This window comes from Cupriavidus sp. 05T41 (assembly GCF_056396525.1).
Genome location: NZ_JBFTLQ010000013.1, coordinates 48,379 through 63,676, shown reverse-complemented (window position 1 = coordinate 63,676; position 15,298 = coordinate 48,379). Strand labels below are relative to the sequence as shown.

Below are 15,298 nucleotides of genomic sequence, written 5' to 3'. Positions count from 1 at the left end.
CCGCTCACTTGAGTTCGATGATGTCGCCGCGCTGCAGGTACTTGGTCAGCGCGACCGTGCCGATAAAGCCCATCACGGCGATCAGCAGGGCGATTTCGAAGAACAGCGCCGAATGCAGCCAGATACCGAGCACCATGATCAGGGCGATCGCATTGATATTGAGCGTATCGAGCGCCACGATGCGGTCCGGCAAGCTGGGGCCGCGCACCAGGCGGATGAAGGTCAGCACGAAGGCCAGGCCAAGGATGGCCAGGGCTACCGGTATCACGATGGCAAGCATGCGAATATCTCCCGCAGGGGCGCTTCGTAGCGCGATTTGATCAGTGCTGCCAGCGCGGCCTCGTCGTCGAGGTCGAGCACATGGACCAGCAGGCGGCGGCGGTCGTCGCTGAGTTCGGCGCACAGCGTGCCGGGACTGAGCGAGACGATGCTGATCAGCATGGCCAGCGCCAGTTCATGCTCGACGTCGAGCGGCACCACGATGAACGTCGGACGCAGCCGCGCTACCGGGCCCAGCACCAGCATGGCTACTTCCACATTGGCCACCACGATATCGATCAGTACATGTCCCGCCAGCCGCAGCAGCAGCCCCGGGCGGGCCAGCCGCACCGGCCGCAGCCACAGCCGCTGGCCGACGCGCAGCGCGATGGCCCAGCCCAGCAAGGCGCCCAGCACCCAGCTGGCGGGCGACGCGCTGTTGGACAGCAGCAGCCACGCGGCCAGCAGCACCAGGCTGAGCCAGGGATGGGGGAACAGGCGCCGGGCCAGCGTGCGCATGCGCCTAGCCCTTCCCGGCAGGCAGCACCGCGCGCAGGTAGGCAGCACGGTCGAACAGCTGGGTGGCGGTGGCGGCCAGGTACTGGTGCAGCGGAAGCGCGAACACCACCAGCGCCACGCTGCAGCCCAGCAGGAACGCGCAGCAAGCCAGCTTCCATCGGTCCGGCGCCTGGCGGTGGACGCTGGCGTGCCGCTCCGCCGCCTGCTGCGGCAGGCGCCACAGCAGGCGCGTACCGGTGCGGCTCACCGCGACCAGCAGCGCCAGGCTGGACAGCAGGATGACCGGCCATAGCACGGCCGCGCTGGCCAGCGGCGTGCTGCGCATCACCATGACCTTGCCGATGAAGCCGGACAGCGGCGGCAGCCCGATCGCCGCCACCGCGCCGACCAGGAACAGCACCCCGGCCAGCCGCGACGGCTGGACCACGGCCGGGGCCGCCTTCGCCGGCGCCGGCTCCAGCGCGTCCGCCAGCAGGAACAGGGCCGCCGTGCACAGCGTGGTGCTGAGCAGGTAATACAGCGCGCCGCTCCACGCCGGCCCGGTCTGCATCGATATGCCGGCGGCCAGCAACCCCACCGATGCGAGCACGAGGTAGCCGGTCAGCGACTTGAGGCCCTGCGCGGCCAGCGCCCCGGCCGCCCCGAAGGCCATGGTCGCCAGCCCCAGCGACCAGATCCAGTCGTGCATGAACGCGGCCAGCATGCCGTCCGGCGCACCGAACACCAGCGCCGCGCAACGCAGCATGGCGTAGAGGCCGACCTTGCTCATGATGGCGAACAGCGCGGCCACCGAGCCCGTGGCGCTGGCGTAGGCCCGGGGCAGCCAGAAGGCCATCGGAAACAGCGCCGCCTTGAGCGCAAACACCAGCATCAGCATGGCCGCGGCGGCCGTTGCCAGCGGCATGGCGCCGGGCTCGAGGCCAGCCAGGCGCAAGCCCATGTGCGCCATGTTCAGGGTGCCGGTCAGGCCGTACAGCACGCCGACCGCGATCAGGAAGAACGCCGACCCCGCCAGGTTCAGCAGCACATAGTGCAGCCCGGCGCCGATGCGCGCGCGGCCGCCGCCATGCACGAGCAAGGCATACGAGGCGATCAGCAATATCTCGAAGAAGACGAAGAGATTGAACAGGTCGCCTGCCAGGAAGGCGCCGTTGAGGCCCATCAGCTGGAACTGGAACAGCGCGTGGAAATGCCGGCCGAGGCGCGCGTCGCCGCGCCCGGCGCACACCGCCGCCGCCGAAGCCAGCACCGCGGTGAGCAACAGCATCATGGCGCCCAGGCGGTCGAGCTGCAGCACGATGCCGAAGGGTGCGGGCCAGTTGCCGGGGCTGTAGACCTCGATGGCGCCGCTGGCGGCGTGCCACACCAGGGCACAAGCCAGCGGCAGCAAGAGCAAGGTGGCGACGATGTTCAGGGCCCGCCACGCGCCGCTCCAGCGGGCCGGGCCGGCGGCCAGCAGGCCACCGGCGAACATCGGCAGCAGGACCACAAGCAGGATCGGCAGCGGCGGGGCGGCACTCATGCGTCGGGCTCCCCGTCCGGCTCCTGGCCATCGACATGATCGCTGCCCGAGATCCCGAGCGAGCGCAGCGCCAGTACCGCCGCGAACGCGGTCATCGCAAAGCCGATGACGATCGCCGTGAGCACCAGGGCCTGCGGGAGCGGATCGGCATACTGCGCGCCGGCGGCGATCACCGCCGGCTTGCCGGTCGCCAGCCGGCCCATGCCCAGCAGGAACAGGCTCACCGCGTAGGAAACCAGCGCCAGCCCCAGCACCACGGTAAACGTGCGCGCGCGCAGCAGCAGGTAGAGGCCGCTGGCCATCAGGACGCCGATCGTGCATGCGTAGGCCGCCTCCATTACGTGCCCTCCCCGGCGCCTGCCTGGCTTGCCTGGCCGGCGCGCTTGTCGCGCACGCCCAGGTGCGACACGATCAGCAGCGTGGTGCCGACCACCGTGAAATACACCCCAAGGTCGAACAGCATGGCGGTGGCAAGCTCGACCTCGCCCAGCAGCGGCACGTGGAAATGCCCGAAGGCGGTGGTCAGGAACGGATAGCCGAAGGCCCAGCTGCCCAGCCCGGTCAGCCCCGCGAGCAGGATGCCGCCGCCCGCCAGCGCACGGTGGTTCAGCGCGATGCGGGCTTCGGTCCACAGCACGCCGCTCGCCACGTATTGCAGCAACAAGGCCACCACCGTGACCAGCGCGGCGACAAATCCGCCGCCCGGCAGGTTATGCCCGCGCAGCAGCATGAACACCGCCACCATCATGGTCAGCGGCAGCATCAACCTGGCCAGGATGGCGAGCAGCAGCGGATGGCTCTGGCCCGACCATGGCAGCCCGTTGGGCCCTGCCGGCGGCGCCGCCAGCCTCAGCCCCTTGAGCATGGCGTGCACGCCCAGGCCGGCGACCAGCAGCACGCAGATCTCGCCCAGGGTATCGAAGCCGCGGAAATCCACCAGGATCACATTGACCACGTTGTGGCCGCCACCGCCGCTCACGCTGTTGTCGACGAAGAAGGAGGCAATCGAATCGTAGGGGCGCGTCATGACGGCGTAAGCCAGCACCGCGGCCAGCGCGCCGCCGCCCAGCGCGAGCACGGCGTCGCGGACATGCCGCAGCGGCCTGGCGGCCTCGGGCCGGTCGACCGGCAGGAAGTACAGCGCCAGCACCAGCAAGAGGATGGTCACCACCTCCACGGACACCTGGGTCAGCGCCAGGTCGGGCGCCGAGAAACGTGCGAACGCCAGCGTCACCAGCAGCCCGCAGGCGCCCAGCAGGATCAGGGCGTTCAGGCGCTGCCGGCGGGCGATCGCCACGCCGATGGCCGACAAGGCAAGCAGGCCCATGCCGCCGAGGGTGACGCTGTCGGGCGGCGTCGGCGGCAGCGGGCCGGCCAGCGTGTCGAGGTCGGCCAAGAGGAGCGCGGGGATGCCGAGCATCGCGGCCAGCATCCAGGCAAGGTATGCCTGCAGCGAACCGTTCTCGAACACGGCCGCGAGACGCCCGGCGGCCCGCGCGATGCAGGCAATGCCGGCCTCGAACACATCGCGCGCGCTGAGATGCGCGATGCGCGCGTGATAGCGGTGGAAGGCGCCGCGCCGCAGGATGAAGAAGGCCGTGCCGGCCGCCATCGAGACCAGGCTCATGAGCAGCGGCAGGTTCACGCCGTGCCACAGGCTCAGGCTGTAGTCCGGCAGCGGCGCGGCCAGTGTGGCCAGCGCCGCTGCCGCCAGCAGCGGGCCGACCGTATAGGCGGGGAACAGGCCCACCACCAGGCAGGTCACGACCAGCACCTCGACCGGGATCTTCATGGACCGGGGCGGCTCGTGCGGCGGGTAGTGCGGCAAGGCGTCCGGCTTGCCGTCGAAGAACACCCCGTAGCTGAAGCGCAGCGAATACGCCACCGTCAATGCCCCGGCAAGCGTCGCCGCCGCCGGGATGACCCAGTTGAAGTCGCCGAGCAGGCCCTGCGCCAGGGTCTCGCCGAAGAACATCTCCTTGCTCAGGAAGCCGTTGAACAGCGGCACGCCCGCCATCGAGAGCGAAGCCACGATGGCAAGCAGCGCGGTGTGCGGCATGTAGCGGCGCAGCCCGCGCAGCAGCTGCAGGTCGCGCGTGCCGGTCTCGTGGTCGATGATGCCCGCGGCCATGAACAGCGAAGCCTTGAACACCGCGTGGTTGATGATGTGGAACAACGCGGCCACCGTGCTCAGCTGCGTATCGAGCCCGAACAGCAGCGTGATCAGGCCGAGGTGGCTGATGGTCGAATACGCCAGCAGGCCCTTCAGGTCGCGCTGGAACAGCGCCATGGCGGCGCCCGCCACCAGCGTGGCCAGCCCGGTCAGGCTGACCAGGTAGAACCACCAGTTGCTGCCGTCGAGCACCGGATAGAGCCGCGCCAGCAGGAACACGCCGGCCTTCACCATGGTGGCGGAATGCAGGTAGGCCGACACCGGCGTGGGCGCGGCCATGGCGTGCGGCAGCCAGAAATTGAATGGAAACTGCGCCGATTTGGTGAACGCCGCCAGCAGGATCAGTACCAGCATCGGCACATACAGCGGGTGGTGCTGCACGGTGCCGGCCTGGGCCAGCACATCCGACAGCTCCATGCTGCCGCAGATATGCCCCAGCAGCAGCACGCCGGCCAGCAGCGCCAGGCCACCCCCGCCGGTCACGGTCAGCGCCATGCGCGCGCCCTTGCGTGCGTCGGCGCGATAGGACCAGAAGCCGATCAGCAGGAACGACACGATGCTGGTCATTTCCCAGAACACGGCCAGCAACAGCAGGTTGGAGGACAGCACCACGCCCAGCATGGCCGCCATGAACAGCAGCAGCAAGGCAAAGAAACGCGCGCTCGATTCGCCGCGCGGCAGGTAGTAGCGCGCGTACAGGATGACCAGCAGCCCGATGCCGAGCACCAGCAGGGCGAACAGATAGGACAGCCCATCCAGGCGCAGGCTGAGGTTCAGGCCGATCTCTTCCAGCCAGGGCTGGCGCCACGCGATCACGCCGCCGTCCAGCGCCTGCCCGCCCATGCCCAGCAGCAGCGCCAGGCCCGCCAGCGGCGCGCCTGCCACGATGGGTGCGGCCAGCACGCGCGCATGGCGGCGCGCCGGCAGTACCAGCATCGCCGCCAGCAGCGGTAGCGCGATCAGGCAAACCATCAACATCGCCCATCTCCAGGAACCGGCTTGCCAGGCACCGCCATGCGCGCAATGCAGATGCGCGCGGTCCCGGGCATGCTCAATGGTGGTCGGCGCCCGCCGTGGGCGGCCGCGCTTCGGGCACGCTCAGGCCATGTTCGGTAATGTCTTGGACCATCTCCAGTCGTCGGCAGAAGGTGAGTCGGGCATTCTGATGGCTGTTCATCCGGCTGGGCTCCTGGAAGTCTGGGAGTCCACTGTCATTGTGCAAGACCCTCCAGTCCGGCGCGGTCCCGGCGGGCGCCTGCGGTCATTCTGCGCCACAACGGCCATGGCCCGCCCGCACGGGGCCATGGCAGGGAAAAAATTCAGATCGGCTGCGAAAACGCTAAAGTCGGCGCCCCGGCGAACCGGGCGGCGCTCACGCCATCGCCGTGAACAGCAGGCCGGCGATGCCAAGCCCCACCGCGGCCAGCGCGTCGCCCGCGATCAGCCCGCCGCCCAGCAGCGAGGTCGTGCTCATGTCCTGCGGCAACGGATCCGCCGCGCCGCGGCGTCCCGGCAGGCCGTTGGCCACGCTGGCCACCACGCCGCCGGCGGCGAACCAGGCCGAAGTCGGCAGGTTCACGAAGCCGCCGAACGACGACGCATAGGGCGAAGGCAGCAAGACCGTATCCACCAGGAAATCCACCGCCCTGCCCCGCCCGCCCCCATCGACGAAGCGCCGGTACGCCGGCCACGACCGGACCAGCAGCCGCAGTACCGCCGTGGCCAGGCCGATGCCCATGCCGATCGCCACCGCCAGCCGCTGGTGCGGCAGGTCCTGCGCCAGCCCGCGCAGCGCGCCGACGATCTTGTAGGTCATGGCGGACGCCCAGCGGTGCGGCTGCGCGTCCGCCGCCAGCACCGTCTGGTCCAGCGCCAGCTCGGGATAGGCGCGCATGAACAGCCGCGCGAACAGCACCGCCAGCACCGCGCCGGCCACGATCCCGGCCACCTGGAAACGGAACTGGACGGTACGGTCCGTGCCCAGGCGCCACCCGGTGGAGCGGTCCTGCTGCATGTCGCAGGCCTGGCTGGTGGAGACCAGCAGCACCGTCGCCGCGATCAGCCCCACCTGCGGATCCTTCAGGCCGAGCGCCGCCATCAGGATCACCGACAGCACGAAGGCCGAGGAAATCGGGTTCTGGTCCACCATGCCGACCGAGATGCCATTGACCATCGCGAACACGAACACCAGCACCACCGCCAGCAGCAGGTAGCCCGCCGGCTGGTGCAGCAGGCCCGAGCCCACCGCGACGATGGCCGCCCCCCAGAACACCACCCACGCCAGCAGCCGCCATGAGGCGCCGCGCCCTTGCGCAGCCAGCCGCGCGCCGGGTGCGGCCCGGGCCTGGCGCAAGGCCCGGCGCAGGATCAGGGAGATATCGACCAGCGCCGCGCCCATGATCATGCCGAGCGCGATCAGGAAGGTGATCTTGCGGAACGGATCGCCCGGTGCCAGCCAGCCGATCGAGACGAAGTAAGGCACCAGCGCCTGGCCCGCGAGACCCGCCACCAGCGCCGCCAGCCCGATCCGCGCCCCCACGATCATGCCAGCGCCAAAGGTGGAGGCAGACAGATCGATGGCCGCCAGCCGCGCCACGCGCGCCGCGCCGACGCCGCACGCGATGCCCAGCAGCGTGCCGCCGGCCAGGCGCGACACCGAGTGCCGCAGCAGCACCGGATCGGTCAGCGCGCGCAGGATATTGGCCACCGCCAGCCCCGACGGGAACGTCAGTTGCAGGCGGTCCACCAGGACCGGCGTATACAACATGCCCACGCCCACGCCGAACATGCCCACGCAGAGCATGTACAGGATCAGCTGCCACAGCGGCGGCTCCGGCAGGCCCAGCCACGTCATCGCCTGGATCACCACGGCCATGCCGCTCATGCCGGCGACCGACGCGGCGATGGTCTGGATATAGTTGGCGCCGTGGCGGCCATCCGCGCCGTAGCCGTAGGTGATGGTCGAGCCGAGGATGCCGGCCAGCACCTGCCCGCCCACGAAGAACCCGAGCGAGAAGTTCATATAGGCCGCGGCGATCCCGCCCAGCGGGCCCAGCACCAGCACCCCGATGGCGCCCAGCAGCGTGTAGTAGCCCCACCCGCCCTGGGCGGGCAGCCAGGCCCAGCGGCGGCCGCTGGCGGCATCCGCGACCGGCGGGGCGTCGTATGGCGGTGGACCGCCGGCTTCCGTCATTGGTTTGCCCATGCGCGTTGGCGGGGATCGGATCTGCGGGTTGGAACGAGACGACGAGAACGACCAGGACGACGAAAAAACCCGGGAAAGCCGGGCGACGGGAACGCGGGGGATACAGGGACAGATGCTACCGCAACGCCGCGCGACCGGGCGATGCCGGGCGATGCCGGGCTATTTCTGGCGGTGCCGGGCGATTCCGGGCGGTGCCGGGCGATTCCGGGCGGTGTCGGGAGAACGAGATGCCGGAGGGAGACGGGCGCGGTGAATCCGCTGCCTGGAAAAAAAGTCCGGACACGAAGCGTGTCCGGAAACCCATTTGCTGACTCAGATCGTGTCACAAACCTGAGACTCAAATAATAATGATTATCATTTGATTGGTCAAGGAAGGAACGCGCCGGGCCCGGAGATTGCCGTCACGGACAGGCGCCGGGTCTGCTCCACCGCACCTCAATGCGCCGCCGGCACGGCAGGACGCGCCGCAATGACCACCCCGGCCCGATACCGCCCCAGCCGAAGCATGGTGGCACCCGCGATCACCGCCGGCACGCCCACGATCAGGAACAGCGCCGGCATGGTCAGCCCCATCGACAACATGGCGCCGCCCCCGACCGATCCCACCACCGAGCCCATGCGCCCTACGGCGTTGGCCCAGCTCACGCCGGTGGCGCGGCAGTCGGTGGGATAGTAGGCGGCCGACAAGGCGTTGGCACCGACCTGCGAGCCTGAGATGCAGAAGCCGGCGGCGAATACGGCCACGCTTGCCAGCCACGGCGCCGACGTCAGGCTGCCGATGGCGGCGATGAACAAACCCGCCAGGGCGTAGGTCACGGCCAGCACGTAGTGCGGGTTGATGCGGTCCATCAGCCAGCCAAGCACGATGGCGCCGACGGTGCCGCCGACCTGGAACATCATGGTCACCAGCGCCGCGGTCTTGAGCGACGCGCCGGTGGCGCGCAGCAGCGTGGGCAGCCAGCTCGACAGCAGGTAGATCACCAGCAGGCTCATGAAGAAGGTGAGCCACAACAGCAGCGTGCCGCGCACCAGTTCGGGCTTGAACAGGTGGGCCACCGGCGAGCCGGGCCGGGGCGCGTCGGTGATTTTGAAGCTGCCGGCAACGACCTGCTCGCCCGGTGCGATGCGCTGCAGGGTCGCCGCCACGCGCAGCGGATGCTTGCCGCGCATCACGAGATAGCGCACGGATTCCGGCAGTTGCCACAGCAGCAAGGGCAGCAGCAACAGCGGCAGCACACCGCCCAGCAACAGCACCGAACGCCAGCCGTGCTCTTCGATCAGGCTGGCCGAGGCCAGGCCGCCCAGCGCGGAGCCAACGGTGAAACCGCAGAACATCGTGGTCACCAGGAAGGAGCGGCGCCGCGCAGGGCAGTACTCCGAGGTCAGGGTGATCGTGTTGGGCATGGCGCCGCCGAGGCCGAGGCCGGTCAGGAAGCGCAGCGCGACCAGTCCCCACAGCGAGCCGGCAAAAGCACTGGCCAGGCTGGCGATGCCGAAGAACAGCACGCAGAAGACCAGCACGCCCTTGCGGCCGAAGCGGTCCGCCAGCGGGCCGAACAGGAAGGCACCGGCCATCAGGCCGGCCAGCCCGGCGCCGAACAGGGGCGCCAGATGGGCCGGGCCGAGCTGCCATTCGGCGCGGATGGCCGGGGCGATGAAGCCGATCGCGGCGGTGTCGAAGCCGTCGATGGCGACGATCAGGAAACAAAGCGCGACGATCATGACCTGGTATGCCGATAGCGGCCGGCCGTCGATGAACTCGGTGATGCCGATGGATGGCTTGGGGGTGGGCACTGCGGTCTCCTTTGTCTTTCTCAGGCGGCCGGCTGGAGCCGGCCCGTCCCTGCCCGGCCGGGTATCGCTGACCCTGGCGCGGCTTTGCTGCCTGTCGTTGTCTGCTGCACCCAGGGTGCTTAGCGCGCGCCCTCCAGGCAGTCCTCGGCACGCCAGCCATGCAGCCATTGCAGCGCGTCGTAGAACTGCTCCTGCGTGCGGCCCACCCAGAGCGAGTTGCGCACCAGCCGCTCCACGCCCTTGGCGTGGTAGAGCCGGCCCATCTCGCGGGCGGAATACAGCACGCGCGCGGTACGCGGGATGCGGACCTTCTCGTACAGCGCGAAGGCAGCCTCGAAATCGCCGTCCCTGGCCGCGACGGCCGCGCCCAGCGTGACGGCATCCTCCAGCGCCTGGCAGGCGCCCTGCGCGAGGTACTGCGTCATCGGGTGCGCGGCATCGCCGAGGATGGTGGCGCGACCGAAGCTCCAGCGCTCGACCGGGTCGCGGTCGGCGGTGGCCCAGCGGCGCCAGGAGGTCGGACGGTCCAGCATCTGGCGGGGACGCGCGTGGATGCCCTCGAAATAGGACAGCACTTCTTCCTTGCTACCGTCGCGCACGCCCCATACCTCCTGCTCGCGGCTGTGGAAGGTCACCACCAGGTTGTACTGTTCGCCGCCGCGCAGCGGGTAGTGCACGAGATGGCAGTGCGGGCCCGCCCAGACCACCGGCGCATTGATCTGCAGGTCGGCGGGCATGTCGGCCACGTCCACCACGGCGCGATACACCACATGGCCGGTCACCCTGGGTTCGTCGCCCAGCAAGGCCTCGCGCACGGCCGATTTCACGCCGTCGCAGCCGATCACCGCATCGGCCCGGTGACGTTCGCCATGCTGGTCGACCACGGTCACGCCGCGTTCGTCCTGCTCCAGGGCGCGCACCTGCGTGGCGGTGCGAAAGCGGATCAGCGCATGGTCCTGCACCGCTTCCAGGATGGAGAGATGGATGTCGGCACGGTGGATGACCGCGTAGGGGTTGCCGAAGCGCTGGCGGTAACGCTCGCCGACATCCACCCTGGCCACTTCGGTGGCGTCGATGGCGTCCATCATCACCAGGTGGTCGGTGAAGACCGAGCGCCTGCGCGCCGCCTCGCCCACGCCCAGCGCGTCGAGCGCGGCAAAGGCGTTGGCGCCGAGCTGGATGCCCGCGCCGATCTCGCCGATCTTCTCGGCCTGTTCGAGCAACTCCACGCGGATGCCCTGCCGGGCCAGCGCCAGCGCTGCGGCCAGGCCGCCGATGCCGCCGCCCACGACGATCACCTTGCGGTCCGTGCTGCGAATGTCATTCATATTGGTCTCCTGGTTGCGGGCCCCGGCCTTGGCGCCGGCTGCCCGCGCTACCGGTTAGCGCGCCGTGTAGTCCGGCTGGCGCTGGGGTTCTGCCTGCACGAACGCAGGGTGTTCGCTGGCGTGACGGTAGACGGCCATGGCGCGCGCAAAGGCGGTGGTGTCGCAACCCATGCGCTGCGCGTTGGCGATCTGCGGCACCAGGCAGCAATCGGCCAGCGTGGGCTGGTCGCCGAAGCACCACGGGCCGCGGCCGTCCCCGGCCAGCAGGCGCTCGACCATGCCCAGGCCGTCCTCGACCCAGTGCCGGTACCACGCGTCCTTCTGCTCCGGCGATGCGCCCAGCTTGTCCTGCAGGTAGCGCAGGACGCGCAGGTTGTTGACCGGATGGATGTCGCAGGCAACGGCATAGCTCAGTTCCAGCACCCGCGCGCGCAGCGCGGGCTCCAGCGGGATCAGGCGCGGCTGCGGGTGGCGGGCATCCAGATAGTCGATGATCGCCAGCGACTGGCCGAGGTGGAAATCGCCGTCCGCCAGCGCCGGTACCGCGGCCGACGGGTTGATGGCGCTCACATAGTCCGCGGCGCGATGCTCGCCGGTGCGGATATTGACCCCCCGGTAGTCGTACGGCAGGCCCTTGAGCGCCAGCGCGATGCGCACGCGGTAGGACGTGGAGCTGTTGAAGAAACTATAGATCTGCACGATGCAGCCCTCCTGCTGAAAGCCGCCGGTACATCAGGCCACGCGCACCGACAACTCGCCCAGGCGCTCCACGCCCACCGCCATCAGGTCGCCCGGCTTGACGGCGCCCACGCCTTCGGGCGTGCCGGTGTAGATCAGGTCGCCCGGTTCCAGGCGGAAGAACTTCGACAGGTCCGCCACGGTTTCGGCCACCGACCAGATCAGGTGGGTCACGTCGCTGCGCTGCTTGTCCGCGCCGTTCACGGTCAGCCAGATCGCGCCCTGCTCGAAATGGCCCACGTCGCCGGCCGGGTGGATCGGGCCGATCGGCGCGGACACGTCGAAGGCCTTGCCGATTTCCCACGGGCGGCCCATCTCGCGCATCTTCATCTGCAGGTCGCGGCGGGTCATGTCCAGGCCCACGGCGTAGCCCCACACATGCTCCAGCGCCTGTTCCAGCGCGATGTCGGAGCCGCCCTTGCCGATCGCCACCACCAGCTCGGCCTCATAGTGGAAGTTGGCGGTCTGGGCGGGGTACGGCAGCGTCAGCGTCTCGCCGTAGGCCACGGGCACCACGGCATCGGCCGGCTTGCAGAAGAAGAACGGCGGCTCGCGGTCCGGATCGAAACCCATTTCACGGGCATGGGCGGCGTAGTTGCGGCCGACGCAGTAGACGCGGCGCACGGGAAACTGATCCTGGCTGCCGACGACCGGAATGGCGACGGTGGCGGGCGGGGTGACAACGAACGACATGCGGAACCTCATGGATAAATGGAAAACGGGAGGGCGTGCCGGCAGGCGCGCGCGGCTCAGGCGCGGCGCCTTGCCTTGCCTGCCGGAAAGCGTGAGATCAGCTGCGCTCTTCGCGCAGCAGGTTGAGCGCGGACAGCACCGGGCGGTCCGAATAGCTGAACAACACCGTATCGTCCAGCGAGGCCAGTTGCACCGGCGCCCATGAGGGCACCACGAAGGTGTCGCGCGGCTCGAACTGGAACTGCGCATCGCCGATGCGCACGGTGCCGCGCCCTTCCACCACGGAATACACGGTGGCATCGGTGCTGCGGTAGGTCTTGCCCTGGAAACCCGCCGGCAGGTACTGCATGAAGGTCGCCATGGTTGGCATCGGCCAGCCGCCGGTGGCGGGATTCACATAACGCAGCTTCACGCCGTCCCAGGCGTCCAGCTCGCCATTGCGGTAAAGCTGGTCGAGCGCCTCGCGGCTGCGGGCATAGGGATAGCTGAAGATCGGCGAAGTCGGATCGGTCACGCGGTGGCGCACCGGCAGCATGTTGTGGCCGAAGCGCGCGAAGCTGTCGCCCTCGGGGCGCAGCACGGGCTGCGAAGCCTCCGGGTAGTTCTCGGCAAAGCCGGCATCCAGGTGCACCAGCAGCGGGATGTCCAGTCCGTCGAGCCAGACCACCGGCTCGCCGCCGTCTTCCAGCGAAGGATTGCCATGGTCGTGCCAGGTCCACGACGGCGTGATGATGAAGTCACCGGGTTGCATGGTGGTGCGCTCGCCGTTGACGGCGGTCCAGGCGCCGCGGCCTTCCACGATGAAGCGCAACGCGGACTGCGTATGCCGGTGGCTGGGCGCGATCTCGCCGGGCAGGATCAGCTGCAGGCCGGCATAGAGGGTAGAAGTGATGCTCGACTTGCCTGGCAGGCCCGGGTTTTCCAGCACCAGCACGCGGCGCACCGCCTCGGCCGCGCTGATGACATTGCCCGCCTGCATCACCAGCGGGCGCACCTCGGCGTACTTCCAGATGGCAGGCTGCGCCTGCGGGCGCGGCTGCGGCGGCACCAGGGCGTGCAGGGATTCCCACAGCGGCGTCATCTGGTTGCGGCCGATGCGGTCGTAGTAGGCCGCGCGCTCTGCATTCCTGTTTGCGTCTGACATGGTTGTCTCCGGATCCTGCGCCGTGGTCCGGCGAGGTGCAGCCGCGGGTGAATGGAAGGATGCGGGCTGCGATGACGTATTTATACTTCCGGAGATATACCCTGTAAAATAATCAATTCCTCTTATCCATATTCCAATGGATATACCTCAAAGGGATAACCCTTATGGATTGGACCCAGCGCCTCCGTCTGCGCAACCTTCAGATGCTGCTCAGCCTGGCCCAGACCGGCAATATGAGCCAGACCGCCGTGGCGCTCAGCACCACGCAGCCGGCCTTGTCGAAGTGGCTCAAGGAACTGGAGGACGACATCGGGCTGCCATTGTTCGAGCGCCATGCGCGGGGCCTGCGGCCAACGCCCTACGGCGAGTCGATGATCGCGCATGCCCGGCGCATCGAAGCGCACCTGGACACCGCCCGCGACGACATGCTGGCCATGCGCGAAGGCGGCAGCGGGCTGGTGGTGCTCGGTACCTCGGGCGCGTCGGCCGCCGATACCGTGCCGCTGGCCGTCACCGCACTGCTGCAACGCCTGCCCAGGGCACGAGTGCGGCTGGTCGAAAGCACCATGAACCTGCTGATGGCGCAGCTCGCGCGCGGCGAGGTCGACATCGTGGTGGGGCGTTCCGCGCCGGAACTGCAGGACGGCCATATGCGCACCGAAGCGCTATACATGGAGCCGATCCACTTCGTGACGCGCCCGCGCCATCCGCTGTTCGAACTGGCGGAGCCCGGCTGGAGCGATGTGCAGGCCTACCGCTGGATCATCTGGCCGCGCGGCACGCCAATCCGCAATACGCTGGAATCCGCCCTGAACGCCGCCGGCAAGAGCATGCCGGCCGACTGCGTGGAATCGAACTCGGTCATCCTGAACCTGACCCTGCTCAACCACAGCAATATGATCGGCGTGGCCTCCCATCGCACCGCGCGGCGGCTGGAACAGCTGGGCGCGCTGCGCATCCTGCCGCTGCGCCTCGCCGGGTTCGGCTCCGTGTCGATGTACTGGCGTGAAGATGGCTTCGGCAGGATTGCCGTCAGTGCCGCCCTGGACGCGTTGCGCCGGGTCGCGGCGCGCTCCGCCCTGGATGCTCCGGACGAGGAGGAAAGAAGCGTATGAGTCGCTTTTCGCCGCGCCGCGATTAGCGGTTTTCCTCCATTTTTTCCGCACATTGCTGCGGTGCACCGGCGCCGGAAAAACGGCCACATCCGCCAGCCCGCCCCAGTGCTGGCCTGGCGGACGCCTCGCCAGCCAAGGTGGCAAGTGCGTCATAATTTCTTGCAGTGCAATATATCGTTTCGCCTGCTTGTCATGACAAGCTTTCGGGCTCAGTGTATGGGGCGTACAGCAGGAGTCCGTCATGAACGCCACCAATCTCGCCTGGCACTACACCACGGGGAGCCATCTACCGACGATCGCCCAGTCCCAAGGGCTGATCCCGACCGCCTTGCCGGTGTCCGCCGGCGCCGCCAAGGTGCTGTGGTTCTCGCGCCGGCAACAATGGGATCCGTCCGCGGCCAAGACCGAATGGAAGCGCCGCGACATGTTCCGCCACCGCCCGCAGGCCGGCCTGCGCGCGCAGGCTCCCCTGTTCCGCTTCGGCCTGCCGCGCAACGACACCCGCCTGCTGCCGTGGCCGGCCATCACCCGCGTGGCAGGCATCGATGTGCCCGAAGCCATGGTCATGGTGACCAAGGGGCTGCGCGCCGGCGCGAACCCGACCGACTGGCTGGGAACGATGTCCGCCATCCCGCTGGCCGACCTGCATTTCCAGGCCTGGGACGGCAAGCAGTGGCAGGACGCCAGCCTGCATGAGCATGAACTGGCGGCGCGCCACGGCGATGCCGCCGCGCCGGCCGCATCGCCGGGCGTGCCGGGCGTCGCGGCCCGCAGGGGCGCGGCACACGATCTGCATTGAGCACGGCCGC

General features: G+C 69.0%; 14 protein-coding genes. 2 read left to right on the top strand and 12 right to left on the bottom strand.

The annotated features are described in order from the left end of the window. Positions 1-4: 4 nt before the first annotated feature. From AC1DKV_RS10885 to gtdA, 12 genes are all read right to left on the bottom strand, one after another. Complete coding sequence (locus tag AC1DKV_RS10885; protein WP_441620268.1) at positions 5-280, bottom strand: K+/H+ antiporter subunit F; 276 nt, start codon at positions 278-280, stop codon at positions 5-7. After that, positions 265-768, bottom strand: coding sequence for a Na+/H+ antiporter subunit E (locus AC1DKV_RS10880; RefSeq protein ID WP_441620342.1), 504 nt, complete (start codon positions 766-768; stop codon positions 265-267). The genes AC1DKV_RS10885 and AC1DKV_RS10880 overlap by 16 nt, the downstream gene beginning before the upstream one ends. Positions 769-781: 13 nt before the next feature. Then, positions 782-2,299, bottom strand: a complete 1,518-nt coding sequence (locus tag AC1DKV_RS10875; RefSeq protein WP_441620270.1) for a monovalent cation/H+ antiporter subunit D — start codon at positions 2,297-2,299, stop codon at positions 782-784. After that, on the bottom strand, positions 2,296-2,637 hold the full coding sequence (locus AC1DKV_RS10870; RefSeq protein WP_441620272.1) for a Na+/H+ antiporter subunit C: 342 nt from the start codon (positions 2,635-2,637) through the stop codon (positions 2,296-2,298). The genes AC1DKV_RS10875 and AC1DKV_RS10870 overlap by 4 nt, the downstream gene beginning before the upstream one ends. Further along, entirely contained in the window at positions 2,637-5,450 is a 2,814-nt protein-coding gene (locus AC1DKV_RS10865; protein WP_441620274.1) for a monovalent cation/H+ antiporter subunit A, read from the bottom strand. Before AC1DKV_RS10865 ends, AC1DKV_RS10870 begins: the two co-directional genes overlap by 1 nt. Positions 5,451-5,523: 73 nt before the next feature. Continuing rightward, positions 5,524-5,649, bottom strand: coding sequence for a hypothetical protein (locus tag AC1DKV_RS10860; protein WP_441620346.1), 126 nt, complete (start codon positions 5,647-5,649; stop codon positions 5,524-5,526). Positions 5,650-5,844: 195 nt separating this feature from the next. Continuing rightward, positions 5,845-7,677, bottom strand: coding sequence for an OPT/YSL family transporter (locus tag AC1DKV_RS10855; protein WP_441620276.1), 1,833 nt, complete (start codon positions 7,675-7,677; stop codon positions 5,845-5,847). 435 nt (positions 7,678-8,112) lie between these two features. Then, a complete protein-coding gene (locus tag AC1DKV_RS10850; RefSeq protein WP_441620278.1) occupies positions 8,113-9,471 on the bottom strand; it encodes an MFS transporter in 1,359 nt (452 codons plus the stop codon). Between the two features lie 119 nt (positions 9,472-9,590). Further along, positions 9,591-10,799: a 3-hydroxybenzoate 6-monooxygenase gene (locus AC1DKV_RS10845; protein ID WP_441620280.1), complete on the bottom strand. Its 1,209-nt coding sequence runs from the start codon at positions 10,797-10,799 to the stop codon at positions 9,591-9,593. A 54-nt stretch (positions 10,800-10,853) separates the two neighbouring features. Continuing rightward, entirely contained in the window at positions 10,854-11,498 is a 645-nt protein-coding gene (gene maiA, locus AC1DKV_RS10840) for a maleylacetoacetate isomerase (RefSeq protein ID WP_441620282.1), read from the bottom strand. A 33-nt stretch (positions 11,499-11,531) separates the two neighbouring features. Next, the gene (locus AC1DKV_RS10835) at positions 11,532-12,230 is read right to left on the bottom strand and encodes a fumarylacetoacetate hydrolase family protein (RefSeq protein ID WP_441620284.1); all 699 of its coding nucleotides are present in this window, start codon (positions 12,228-12,230) and stop codon (positions 11,532-11,534) included. A gap of 97 nt (positions 12,231-12,327) precedes the next feature. After that, on the bottom strand, positions 12,328-13,374 hold the full coding sequence (gene gtdA, locus AC1DKV_RS10830) for a gentisate 1,2-dioxygenase (protein WP_441620286.1): 1,047 nt from the start codon (positions 13,372-13,374) through the stop codon (positions 12,328-12,330). Positions 13,375-13,538: 164 nt separating this feature from the next. Here gtdA and AC1DKV_RS10825 point away from each other — a divergent pair, with 164 nt between their 5' ends. Then, positions 13,539-14,489 carry a LysR substrate-binding domain-containing protein gene (locus AC1DKV_RS10825; RefSeq protein ID WP_441620288.1) on the top strand — a complete coding sequence of 317 codons (951 nt, stop codon included), beginning with the start codon at positions 13,539-13,541 and terminating at the stop codon, positions 14,487-14,489. Between the two features lie 241 nt (positions 14,490-14,730). Next, positions 14,731-15,288, top strand: coding sequence for a hypothetical protein (locus AC1DKV_RS10820; RefSeq protein ID WP_441620290.1), 558 nt, complete (start codon positions 14,731-14,733; stop codon positions 15,286-15,288). Positions 15,289-15,298 lie beyond the last annotated feature (10 nt).